This is a genomic window from Escherichia sp. WS1450 (genome assembly GCF_046487395.1).
Lineage (GTDB): Bacteria > Pseudomonadota > Gammaproteobacteria > Enterobacterales > Enterobacteriaceae > Escherichia > Escherichia coli.
Genome location: NZ_JBJQJO010000009.1, coordinates 182043 through 194803, shown reverse-complemented (window position 1 = coordinate 194803; position 12761 = coordinate 182043). Strand labels below are relative to the sequence as shown.

Genomic DNA, 12761 nt, shown 5'->3' with positions numbered 1-12761 from the left:
AGGTGTGACCTTAAGTTGGGAGAATACATGCGAACCCTTTGGCGATTTATTGCCGGATTTTTTAAATGGACGTGGCGTCTGCTGAATTTCGTCCGTGAAATGGTACTTAACCTGTTCTTTATTTTTCTCGTACTGGTTGGTGTGGGGATTTGGATGCAGGTCAGTGGTGGTGATTCGAAAGAAACGGCCAGTCGTGGCGCACTGCTGCTGGACATTTCTGGTGTGATCGTCGATAAACCCGACAGTTCTCAGCGGTTTAGTAAATTAAGCCGCCAACTGCTTGGTGCCAGTTCCGATCGTCTGCAGGAAAACTCACTGTTTGATATCGTCAATACCATTCGCCAGGCGAAGGATGACCGCAATATCACAGGTATCGTGATGGATCTGAAAAACTTCGCAGGCGGCGACCAACCGTCTATGCAGTACATCGGCAAAGCCCTGAAAGAGTTTCGTGACAGCGGGAAACCGGTTTATGCCGTTGGCGAGAACTACAGCCAGGGGCAATATTATCTCGCCAGTTTCGCCAATAAAATTTGGCTGTCTCCGCAAGGCGTGGTGGATCTGCACGGTTTTGCTACCAACGGTCTGTACTACAAATCGTTACTGGATAAGCTGAAAGTTTCCACCCATGTGTTCCGCGTGGGTACGTATAAATCTGCCGTTGAACCGTTTATTCGTGATGATATGTCACCGGCAGCCCGCGAAGCTGACAGCCGCTGGATTGGTGAGCTGTGGCAAAACTATCTGAATACTGTTGCCGCTAACCGGCAGATCCCTGCTCAGCAGGTATTCCCTGGCGCGCAAGGGGTGCTTGAGGCTTTAACCAAAACCGGTGGCGATACCGCGAAATATGCGCTGGAAAACAAGCTGGTCGATGCACTGGCATCGAGTGCCGAAATCGAAAAAACTCTGACCAAAGAGTTCGGCTGGAGTAAAACTGATAAAAATTATCGCGCCATCAGTTATTACGATTACGCATTGAAAACGCCGGCAGATACCGGTGACAGTATCGGTGTCGTCTTCGCTAATGGCGCAATTATGGATGGCGAGGAAACTCAGGGGAATGTTGGCGGTGATACCACTGCGGCACAAATCCGCGACGCTCGCCTTGACCCGAAAGTGAAAGCGATTGTCCTGCGTGTTAATAGCCCAGGCGGCAGCGTTACCGCGTCTGAAGTGATTCGCGCTGAACTGGCAGCAGCCCGGGCAGCGGGTAAGCCTGTGGTTGTATCGATGGGTGGCATGGCAGCATCTGGTGGTTACTGGATTTCCACGCCAGCTAATTACATTGTGGCTAACCCCAGCACCCTGACCGGTTCTATCGGTATCTTCGGCGTGATCACCACCGTAGAAAATAGTCTGGATTCGATTGGTGTTCATACTGATGGTGTCTCAACTTCACCGCTGGCGGATGTTTCTATCACCAGGGCACTGCCGCCGGAAGCGCAGCAGATGATGCAGTTAAGCATTGAGAATGGCTATAAACGCTTTATCACGCTGGTTGCTGATGCGCGTCATTCGACGCCGGAGCAGATTGATAAAATCGCCCAGGGCCACGTCTGGACCGGTCAGGATGCAAAAGCTAACGGGCTGGTCGATAGTCTCGGGGATTTCGATGATGCGGTCGCCAAAGCAGCAGAGCTGGCAAAAGTGAAACAGTGGCATCTGGAATACTACGTTGATGAACCGACCTTCTTCGACAAAGTGATGGACAACATGTCTGGTTCTGTCCGGGCAATGTTGCCAGATGCGTTCCAGGCCATGTTACCTGCACCGCTGGCCTCGGTAGCCTCTACCGTTAAAAGTGAAAGCGACAAGCTGGCCGCGTTTAACGACCCACAAAACCGTTATGCGTTTTGCCTGACCTGCGCCAACGTGCGTTAAGTCTTGTACTGAGTGGCCGACAGATCGTCGGCCACATTTTTTTACCTCGACGAATCCTCTTCCCGCTGTCTCGCCCCATATTTCCTTATCCGCATAGTATCAGGTGCGCTCCCCCTGCCTCACGTATATACTTTTGCTCTTTCGATATCATTCATATCAATATCATGCAAAAGAAATCAATTTACGTCGCCTACACGGGCGGGACCATCGGGATGCAGCGTTCCGAGCAGGGTTATATTCCGGTGTCAGGTCATCTACAGCGCCAACTGGCGCTGATGCCGGAATTCCATCGCCCGGAGATGCCAGATTTCACCATTCATGAATATACGCCGCTGATGGACTCTTCAGATATGACGCCAGAAGACTGGCAGCATATTGCTGAAGATATTAAAGCGCATTATGACGACTATGATGGTTTTGTCATTCTGCACGGCACCGACACGATGGCGTATACCGCCTCTGCGCTGTCGTTCATGCTCGAGAATCTCGGTAAACCGGTCATTGTGACAGGGTCACAAATCCCGCTAGCTGAGTTACGCTCTGACGGACAAATTAATCTGCTGAATGCGTTGTACGTTGCGGCGAATTATCCTATCAACGAAGTAACTCTCTTTTTTAATAATCGACTTTATCGTGGCAACCGTACCACCAAAGCCCATGCCGATGGTTTTGATGCGTTTGCCTCTCCAAACCTTCCTCCGTTACTGGAAGCAGGTATCCATATTCGTCGTTTGAATACGCCACCCGCCCCGCACGGTGAAGGGGAATTGATCGTTCATCCAATCACCCCACAACCGATTGGCGTAGTGACGATTTATCCAGGGATTTCTGCTGACGTCGTGCGCAATTTTCTGCGCCAACCGGTGAAAGCATTGATTCTGCGCTCATATGGCGTGGGTAATGCGCCACAAAACAAAGCCTTCCTGCAGGAATTACAAGAAGCCAGCGATCGCGGTATTGTGGTGGTCAACCTGACACAATGTATGTCCGGTAAAGTGAACATGGGTGGTTATGCCACCGGTAACGCCCTCGCCCATGCCGGCGTTATTGGCGGTGCAGATATGACTGTAGAAGCCACACTAACCAAACTGCATTACCTGCTTAGCCAGGAACTGGATACTGAAACCATTCGCAAGGCCATGAGCCAAAACCTGCGCGGCGAACTGACGCCGGATGATTAAGGAGACTGCAATGCCCCCTCGCGCCCTGTTACTGGTCGATTTACAAAATGATTTCTGTGCTGGTGGCGCGCTCGCCGTGCCGGAAGGTGACAGTACGGTGGATGTCGCTAACCGCCTGATTGACTGGTGCCAGTCGCGCGGTGAAGCGGTTATCGCCAGTCAGGACTGGCACCCGGCGAATCACGGCAGTTTTGCCAGTCAGCACGGTGTAGAGCCTTATACGCAAGGCCAACTCGACGGTTTGCCACAAACCTTCTGGCCAGATCACTGTGTGCAGAACAGTGAAGGCGCACAATTACATCCGTTACTGAACCAAAAAGCGATCGCAGCGGTGTTCCATAAAGGCGAAAATCCTTTAGTTGACAGTTACAGTGCCTTTTTTGATAACGGCCGTCGGCAGAAAACCACGCTCGATGACTGGTTACGCGATCATGAAATCGATGAATTGATCATTATGGGCCTGGCTACTGACTATTGCGTGAAGTTTACCGTACTGGACGCGTTACAGTTAGGTTATAAGGTTAATGTGATTACCGATGGTTGTCGTGGTGTGAATATCCAGCCACAGGACAGTGCGCACGCGTTTATGGAGATGTCAGCAGCTGGGGCAACGCTATATACGCTGGCAGACTGGGAAGAGACGCAGGAGTAATTTTATGCTGGCCTACAATTCTGTACTGCCATTGTAGGCCAGATAAAACACGTCAGTGGTACATCTGGCAATTGACGCCATCAACGAAAGATTTAATTCACCTCAGAAATCTCTTCCAGCGACACCTTCCGCGTTTCGATGCCAAAAATGGAGAGAACCAGCGCACAGAGCACTAACATCACGCCAAGCACCATAAACACCGTGATTGACCCATAATGCGTTAATAGTGCCGCAACGCCATAAGGCGTGAAGACCGCGACGATCCGTCCGACGGCATTAACGAAACCCGAACCGCGCAAGCGTAAATGCGTTGGCCAGAGCTCCGGGATATAAACCGCCGACGCGAAGCAAACATACATGTATAAAAAGAAGATCATCACCAGGCCATAGATTAAAATCGCCCACTCTGTAGTCTGAATTGAATAGATATAGCCTAACACGGCAATAATAATAAGTAAGGCGGAGCCAAATAATCGACGAGGAAAATGATCAATAATTAATGCCGCAATAAATATTCCTACCGGAGCGCCAATCATAATAACAGCAGTCATTAATATTGATTTATCGACATCAATGCCGGAGTTAACAAATATGGTCGGTATCCATACGGTGATGGTATAAAGTGAAATATTCATTGCAATTAAAACAGTAATCGCGACTAATGTACGTCGTAACATTTCCCCTTTAAACAGCAGCCAGAAAGTACCATTGATTACGTTAGCCTTGCTGTTGCTCTGATTCAAAGTAAGCGGGGGTAAACGAACACTCTTCTCTCTTTCAATTTGCTGCTCTACTTCACGAAGTTGGCTTTCTGCACCTGCGATTTGTCCTTTCCCCGCCAACCATCGAGGCGACTCAATAAAGTATTTACCTGAGAGAAACCAGGCTAACAGTATGACAATACCACCCAGCAGAAACATTATCCGCCAACTAAAAAAAGCGATAACCACCACGCCTATCGCCGCAGACAACATGGGCGACCAGTTACCGACAAATGAGAGCCGCGCGGACCATTTTCCACGCACCGTCGCGGGGATAAACTCCGTAAACGAAGCATAGCCAACCATAATCAGCGCCCCCATTCCTGTGCCCATCAGGAAGCGAAAGAAGATGAGCCAGTACATATCAGGGACAAAAGCGGCCCCTGTTGCCGCAATACCGACGATGAGAAGATTTATGCGAAAAGCCCTGCGCCGCCCAAAATAATCACCGATGAACCCACCGGTAAGAGAGCCGATGAAATAACCAAACATTAATGCCGAGGTAAAGGCGGCATTGAGGAAATTATTTGACCATCCATTGCTTACCAGCTTTGCTAAAACAACATTGCCTGAATAACTCAAAAAACCCGTTAATAACAGACTAAAGCTTATAATACCAAATATACGATAATGAAACCGGGCCAAAGGCAAGCGGTCCAGTCTTGCGCCAATTTGATCATATTGTTCCATTAGGTGCCTCGGATTTGCTAAAAAGGTAGCAATTGCGGCAAATTCACTTGCCGCATCTTTATCATCATTTTATTTCCAGGCGCAGGAACAAATAATATTGACAACGTGTGCTTAAATTACCACACCAGCTGGATATTATTGTCTTTGCAAAATGCTATCCACTCTGCACCCGGTGATTTATCAGTTATTATGTAATTAATATGACTAAAGTCAGCTAACTGGACAAAAGCTTTGCGATCAAACTTAGAGTGATCAACCAATAACGCAACTTCTGTCGCCTGACGGATCATTGTCTTTTTGATTTCAGCTTCCGCTTCGTTAGAGTCCAGCGCGCCGCTGTTAATATCTAGACCTTTACAACTCATTACCATGATATCGACATGGTAGCGGCTGATGATCTCTTTAGTAATTCTTCCTTGCAGGGAAAGTGTATTTTTGTTTAGTTCCCCACCCGTTGAAACGACTTTAATTTCTGACTGAGCCAGAACATGAATCGCTTCCGCCGAGTTGGTTAGCAACGTCAGGTCACTACGGTCCTGTAACAATTTGAGCAATTCCATTACGGTACTACTGGAATCGGCTGCCATGGTGGTTTTATTGTCGATAAAGGGTAGTGCCTTGCGTGCAATAAGCTGCTTCTCTTCATAAAACGATGAAGCGCGCTTATAAAAATGGATATTCTCCGTCAACATCGCTGTATTTAAAACAGCACCACCATAGGTTCTGGTCAAAAAGCCTTCATCTTCCAGCTTCTCAAGATCGCGGCGAATGGTTTCTTCGGTTACCTGAAAAATCCCACTCAAATTTGAGACTGTCACCTTTTTATCGTTGGCAACCATTTGCTTAATTGCCTGAATCCTGTCTTTTGCCGCCACGATTACACCCCTGTATCTTTTTACATCACATTAGCGCGATTATCGCATAACCGATGTTTACTTTCAAAATAACCTGTTTGAATCACAGATTTTCATCACAGTTTTCACAGAAACAGAGGTGAATCGTGTTGAGTATTTAACGCTCCAGGGCCTCTGCCATTTCCCTCATCAATGTTGCGTCTGTATCCGATAAGTTGATATTCAATGCCGCGACATTTTCACGTACCTGTTCCGGTGCAGTAGCCCCACTAAGAATGGAGATTAAATCACTCTGTTTTAATATCCACGCCAGTGCCAGAGTGGGAATTGTGCACTGATAACGAGCACAGAGTGGCTGCCACTGTTCAAGCATATCAATCACTTTCAGCATGTTTTCACGCTGGAACCAGACTTTATTTGCCCGAGCGCCGCCCGGAACGTAATCACGAGTGATGGTACCGGTCAACAATCCCTGCTCTAGCGGGGAATAAACCTGTACCACAATGCCATTATCACGACATAGCGGCAGCAGTTCGCTTTCCAATGCCCGGTCGAGGATACTGTATTTCGCCTGAATAATATCCAGTTCACCATATTGCAGATACTCGCGGATATGGTCAGCATCGACGTTAGCAGCGCCTATAGCGCGAATTTTCCCTTCGGCCTTTAACTCATTGAGCACTGCGACAGTTTCAGCTATCGGCGTAAAAAATGGCGGCACCGACTGCCAGTGCGTCATGTAGATATCGATGTAATCAATACCCAGACGTTGCAAGCTGGCTTCTACCTCTTCGCGGATAGATTCCGGGGAAAGGTTTTTATACAACTGCCGATCGCCAACTTTGTTGAATAAACTCCCTTTTCGTTCCCAGACAATGCCGCATTTGGTTTCTACTACAACCTGTTCACGGGGCAGTTTTTTTAACGCCTGACCGACGATAACTTCACTATTGCCAAAGTTATATCCTGGCGCAGTATCAATCAGATTAATGCCACAACGATGGGCTTCAAGAATCGTATCAATACATATTTGCTGATCGAGATCGCCATTCCATGCAGGACCGCCGCCAATGGCCCATGTCCCCAACCCCATTCGCGAAAGCGTAATATCCGTTGTGCCTAAAGGTATCTTTTTCATTTGCCTTCATTATCCTTCGTATTCTTCCAGCAATTGTTCGACCAGCTTTCTGTTTTTTACGCCGGTGGTGGCACCGACGCTTAGAACCGAGATAGCCGCCGTTGCATTGGCAAAGCGTGCGCATTCACGCAGATTTTTGCCTTCTAACAGAGCCGCTATAAAGCCAGAAGCAAAGTTATCGCCCGCGCCAATAGTGTCGATGGCGGTTATTCCTGCGACCGCCGGCACCTTCATCGTCATGTCACCACGCTTGATAAAGCAGCCGTCTTTACCCGTTTTAATCACCACCGTTTTTACGCCGCACGCAAGAAAGCAGTCAGCAATTTCATCCAGTGTCTCTTTCCCGGTGAGTAATTTTGCCTCGGCAAAATTAGGAAACAGATAATCGACAAAACTCAATGCTTCGCAAATATTATCCAGCGTTTCATTCAACCGTGGTTTGATCATATCGGCACAGATAATCATCTGCCGGGCTTTAGCTTGCGTAAAAATTTCTGTTAGCGCTTAACCATCCAATAGAGGACTGTTGAAAATACTGGCCAGTGATAATAATTTCGCCTGAGAAAACCGCGCAAAATCAACATCGTCAATATTCAATTTCCACAGACTACCGTTACGGTTTGTGACAAACGTCCGCTCGCCATCCTCCGTCACCAGTCCAACGTTAATAGAGGTATCTATGCTGACGTCCTGCTTCAGGCTTTGAATATCAATATTCTCTTTGCGGCAATGGTCGAGAATAAATTGTCCTGCGGCATCTTTACCAACACGACTCATTAATGCTGTGCGATGGCCCAGACGAGAAATAATTGTTGCTTCATTTATTGCATCACCCCCGGTGGTCATTGCGATTCTTTCAAGAGGATAAGAATCCACATCAAAGATATTTTTACTGACCGGTTGCAATGGAATATCAACAATAGCGGCACCTATGCAAATAACGTCGAGATTATCCATATCATTATTCCGCTTTGCCATCAGAACCGAACAGTTTAATTTTTTCCAATGCCCGTTCTTTTACAGCTTTACGTACTTCACGTTCTAAATGCAGGAAAGGCTGATCCTGGTTTTCTTTCACTGCTACCATTGCGGCCTGACAGAGCTCCGTATGAATGTTGATTTTCGCGATACCCAACGAAATTGCAGTTTTAATGTCGGTATCACTGATCCCCGATGCGCCGTGCAAAACCAGCGGAACAGAAACGGCATCGCGTACGCGTTTGACGACCTCAAAGTTCAATTGTGGCTCTGACGTATAAACCCCATGCTGGTTGCCGATGGCGACAGCCAATGAGTCACAGCCCGTACGTTCAACAAATTCAGCCGCCTGGTCAGGATCGGTATAGTGATAGCCCGCCAGCGCTTCTTCATAAACGGTTTCATTACCGACATGCCCTAATTCTGCCTCTACCGGAATACCCAGCGGATGGAAGAAATCAACAGCCTCTTTGGTTAAACGAATATTTTCTTCGAAATCAAATGCGGAAGCATCACGCATTAATGAATTCATACCATGAGTCCAGGCGTTATGAATAATTTCCATACTCCGACCATGATCCCAATGAGTTATTACCGGCACCGTTGCTTTTTTTGCCATTGATTCCATCATGTGAGAGAAATCTTCAAATGAGGTGTTCCCGACAAAACCTGTACCAAAAGAAATAATAACCGGTGATTTCGCTTCTTCGGCTGCGTCGATAACGCCCATCAACATTTCTGCATTCCATACGTTAAAATGGGCAATTGCATAATGTTTATTTGTGGCATCGTTTTCCCAATATCTGATATCTGCGAGCATATTCTGTTCTCCCGTATTAGTTAATCGCTAATTTTAATAACGCCTTTAATAATGTCGTGTTTGTTGTTAACTGACTCTTCAAATGCCTGTTGTACATCCTGATAATCGTAAATATGTGTCACCATCGATTTCACATCGAATCGCCCTGAGGAAATAGCTTCAATCGTGACCGGATAACGATTGGCATAGCGGAATACTGTCTGGATAGTGACTTCGCGATTGATTTTGAGGAAATTGATTGCCGAATCGCCCGGTACAGTACCAACAATCATAATTTTACCGCCGCGCATTACCAGATAAGGTGCCTGTTTAACGGTGACCGCAGAACCCGCTGTTTCGAAAACAATATCTGCGCCCATTTCTTCGGTAAATTGCTGACAGCGTGCAATAGTGTCTTCTTTTGCGCCGTTAATAACCACTGTCGCGCCGAGCTGTTCCGCCATTGTCAGACGTTTTTCCAGTACATCAACGACGGCAATATCCGTAGCTCCCAGGCATTTGCACGCTTGCAACGTCATCAAACCAATACAACCCGCTCCCAGAATAATTATCTTCTTACCCGGTTTAACATCTGCCAGCATCGCGGCATGCATCCCGACTGCGGCAGGCTCCACCAGCGCCCCTTCCATCGTGTCCATATTGTCGGGCAGTTTGTAAGTAAAGCTCTCCGGATGACACAGATAGTGCGTTAATGCGCCGCGGTAGTTAGGTTGTGTCGCCATAAAATCAACGTCCGGGCAGATGTTATATTTGCCTTCCAGACAGTAACGACAGTGACCGCAAGGAACGCCAGGTTCGATATTTACCCGATCCCCCGCTTTAAATTTGCGCACACGGCTTCCCACAGCCACAACCGTCCCGGCGCATTCATGACCCAGGCCAATTTCTTGATTTGGGTCTTTAGGCGGAATAAACGGGCCTGATTCGAAACCATGTACATCTGAACCACAAATACCGACATATTCCACTTTAATCAAAACTTCATCTTCTTTAGGCACAGGTATTTCTGCTGAAATAATTTTCATTGTGCCCGGCACCTGCAATATTGCTTTTGAATTTTTCATTTTGAATCCACCAGTATTATTTATTGACTACTGCATCAATACTTAAACTTTCAACGGAGACACCTTTGGTTTCAATTCCAATGGTTGCGATAGCAATTGCGACAATAATTGAAACCGCCCCCAGAAGAATAAAGACTCCCGTTACGCCATAACTACTGAGCAGCACTGCAACGGCATAAGGTGCGGCAATACCACTGATTCGCCCTACTGCATTCGCCAGACCGGAGCCACGTAATTTGGCCTCTGTCGGCCAGATCTCAGGGACATACACTGCCGAGGCATAGCAAACGTACATATAGACGAAAGTAATCAGGAAGAAACCAATCAGCGTTATGAGCAACATACTGGTTTGCAGTGAATAGATATATCCGAGCACCGCAATCAGAATTAATAGCCCCACACCCATTGTTTTACGCGGAATTTTATCCATCACCAGCATGGCAATAAAAATACCAAATGGCGCGCCAAACATACTCATGGTATTTAAAACAATCGAGTCTTTTAAATTAATCCCCTGGGTCATGAATATCGTTGGCAACCAGTTAATTAGTGTGTACTGCACAACGTTCATGGCAATCAGCACACAAGAACCTAATATCACGCGTTTCAGTAATACTCCTGTCAGTAAGGCTGAATACGGCACCGCTTGTGGCGCTTTACCGTCATCAGCAATAACCACGGGCGGCAAAGGTTTTCCCGTCTGGCGTATGACGCCTTCTTCTATACTCCGCATGACTTTCTCGGCTTCCTGATACCGTCCGCGCGATTCCAGCCAGCGCGGGGATTCAGGAAAGTAGCGCCAGGCCAGCGCCGTAGCGATAAGCGACAATATTGCAGGGATAAGCAGTTGTACTCGCCAGTTCCACTCTGCACTAATCAGCGGCGTGAGTCCCATCGCAATCAATGAACAGAGCGGATATGACCAGTTGCCAATAAAAGAAACCCGACTGGACCACGTTCCGCGATTTCTACCGGGCATATATTCGGTGAAACCAGCAAACAGCGTCACCAGTAAAGCTCCCAGCCCAACGCCCATCACAAAACGGCAGGCAATAAGGAAATCCATATTCGGTGAAAAAGCACCGACCACCATCGAGGCAATATGAATGGCCTCATAGAGGATGAACGCATTTCTGCGACCGGTTTTGTCACCGATGATGCCGCCAACCAGCGCACCGAGAAACATTCCGGCGGTCGTGATTGCTGAGAATGTGGCAGTGGTGGAATTATCTGTCCAGCCCAACTCTTTCAGCTGCGCGAGGATCAAGCCACCAACGGCATTACTCCAGCAGACAAGCAAGCCAAACGAGACGATGGCAAACATTGACGAATGCCAGCGGCAATCCGGTAAGCGATCCAGCCGTGCACCACAATGCGGTTTTGTTATCTGTTCCATGCGATAACGTTCCTTCAGGAGAGTAGTTATTCATCAAAGTCGTAAGTCATGATCACTTTGATTGCGGTTTTATCGACCATCGCATCAAACCCTTCGCGCCATTGCGACAGGCCGATACGATGCGTGATCATCGGTTTGACTTTGATAGCGCCGCTGGCTAATAGCCGAAGAGCGTTACGCCATGAGGTGGAGTCATAGGCCATATGCCCAATGATGCTTTTGTTCCAGGCGGTAATGTCATTAATCGAGAAATCAAGAGGTTTGAAGCCCATTCCAACGCGTACCACTTCCCCGTTCGGGCGGAGCATTTCGATGGCTTGTTTCAGTGCGATATTGGCACCGGAGCATTCAATCACCAGTCCCAGATTGTCTTTGCCACAAATTTGCTGGCAGCGCGCCACCACATCTTCGGTAGAACCATTTACTACTGCCGTCGCACCCAGTTCTTTTGCAACCGGGAAGCGGACCGCCACATCTTCTTGTAGACCAACGACGACGATATTTACCGCCCCCATAATCCGCGCCATTTGTACGGAGAACAGCCCGAGTGGGCCAGTGCCGATGACGACCACATCCTGACCAGGAAGGAATTTCGATTGCTGCGCGATGGATTTGTAGGCATTGCAGATAGGGTCAAGTACGGCTGCGTCCTCATAATCAACACCATCAGGGATTTCCCACAACGCATGACGATGAATTTTGAGAATTTCACCAGGAACCAGACAATATTTGGAAAAACCACCGCCCCAGGTATTGTTATCCAGACCAAGGTTTACTTTTTCTGTACAACACAGAAAATCACCTTGTTCACAGGCCGGACAAACGCCGCAGACGTGACCGCTGTTATCCGACACGACGCGTTGCCCCACTTTCCAGTCTTTGACTTTTTCACCAACCTGCGCAATACAACCTGCGAACTCATGGCCGCGGATAGAGTTAAACTCATCAGAACCGCTATCGACATTGTAGTGCTTCATGTCTGCGCCGCAGATTGCCGCGGCTTTAATTTCAATCACTACATCTTCCGGGCCACAAATGGGTTGTGGGACATCGATCATCTTGTAGCCGCCAAAGGCTTTGCCAAACCGAGCCAGTGCTTTCATTGCGTCATCCTCTGTGTTTTGTTTTGCTTAGATGGTCATCATACTTACCCACATGATTTTTGAGGTCAACATTAAATCTGCAAAACACAGATAATGATCTGCGTTTTACAACTGAGATCACAATTACGCAGAAAATGGCTGGATCTGTTACAGGTTGATGGAAGGCGGAACGCAAAATGAGCAAATTTGAGAGGGATTACCGGCCAAATAGGTCTGAGACTTAAGTTCAGGAGAAGTCAT

Annotated in this window: 10 protein-coding genes and 1 pseudogene; 3 read left to right on the top strand and 8 right to left on the bottom strand. The window is 47.7% G+C overall.

Features of this window, described 5'->3' with window-relative positions; genetic code table 11:
• Positions 1-27: 27 nt before the first annotated feature.
• The 3 genes from sppA to pncA all read left to right on the top strand — a co-directional run bounded on the left by sppA (position 28) and on the right by pncA (position 3717).
• Positions 28-1884 carry a signal peptide peptidase SppA gene (gene sppA, locus ACJHYR_RS13640; RefSeq protein ID WP_072837366.1) on the top strand — a complete coding sequence of 619 codons (1857 nt, stop codon included), beginning with the start codon at positions 28-30 and terminating at the stop codon, positions 1882-1884.
• Between the two features lie 164 nt (positions 1885-2048).
• Positions 2049-3065 (top strand): asparaginase, encoded by a 1017-nt coding sequence (gene ansA, locus ACJHYR_RS13635; RefSeq protein ID WP_001170162.1) that lies wholly within the window; start codon positions 2049-2051, stop codon positions 3063-3065.
• Positions 3066-3075: 10 nt separating this feature from the next.
• The gene (gene pncA / locus ACJHYR_RS13630) at positions 3076-3717 is read left to right on the top strand and encodes a bifunctional nicotinamidase/pyrazinamidase (RefSeq protein WP_001587135.1); all 642 of its coding nucleotides are present in this window, start codon (positions 3076-3078) and stop codon (positions 3715-3717) included.
• A 92-nt stretch (positions 3718-3809) separates the two neighbouring features.
• Here the strand turns inward: pncA and ACJHYR_RS13625 are convergent, their stop codons facing one another.
• From ACJHYR_RS13625 to ACJHYR_RS13590, 8 genes and pseudogenes are all read right to left on the bottom strand, one after another.
• The gene (locus tag ACJHYR_RS13625) at positions 3810-5168 is read right to left on the bottom strand and encodes an MFS transporter (RefSeq protein WP_000438821.1); all 1359 of its coding nucleotides are present in this window, start codon (positions 5166-5168) and stop codon (positions 3810-3812) included.
• Between the two features lie 116 nt (positions 5169-5284).
• A complete protein-coding gene (locus ACJHYR_RS13620) occupies positions 5285-6043 on the bottom strand; it encodes a DeoR/GlpR family DNA-binding transcription regulator (protein WP_000719088.1) in 759 nt (252 codons plus the stop codon).
• A 136-nt stretch (positions 6044-6179) separates the two neighbouring features.
• Positions 6180-7160 carry an NADH-dependent methylglyoxal reductase gene (gene ydjG / locus ACJHYR_RS13615; protein WP_001587136.1) on the bottom strand — a complete coding sequence of 327 codons (981 nt, stop codon included), beginning with the start codon at positions 7158-7160 and terminating at the stop codon, positions 6180-6182.
• Between the two features lie 9 nt (positions 7161-7169).
• Positions 7170-8117: pseudogene (locus tag ACJHYR_RS13610) on the bottom strand (sugar kinase).
• A gap of 4 nt (positions 8118-8121) precedes the next feature.
• Positions 8122-8958, bottom strand: coding sequence for a ketose-bisphosphate aldolase (locus tag ACJHYR_RS13605; protein WP_072837365.1), 837 nt, complete (start codon positions 8956-8958; stop codon positions 8122-8124).
• Between the two features lie 20 nt (positions 8959-8978).
• Entirely contained in the window at positions 8979-10022 is a 1044-nt protein-coding gene (locus ACJHYR_RS13600; protein ID WP_000798094.1) for an NAD(P)-dependent alcohol dehydrogenase, read from the bottom strand.
• Positions 10023-10038: 16 nt separating this feature from the next.
• On the bottom strand, positions 10039-11418 hold the full coding sequence (locus ACJHYR_RS13595; RefSeq protein WP_000435315.1) for an MFS transporter: 1380 nt from the start codon (positions 11416-11418) through the stop codon (positions 10039-10041).
• A gap of 26 nt (positions 11419-11444) precedes the next feature.
• Positions 11445-12521: a zinc-binding dehydrogenase gene (locus ACJHYR_RS13590; RefSeq protein ID WP_001520669.1), complete on the bottom strand. Its 1077-nt coding sequence runs from the start codon at positions 12519-12521 to the stop codon at positions 11445-11447.
• Positions 12522-12761 lie beyond the last annotated feature (240 nt).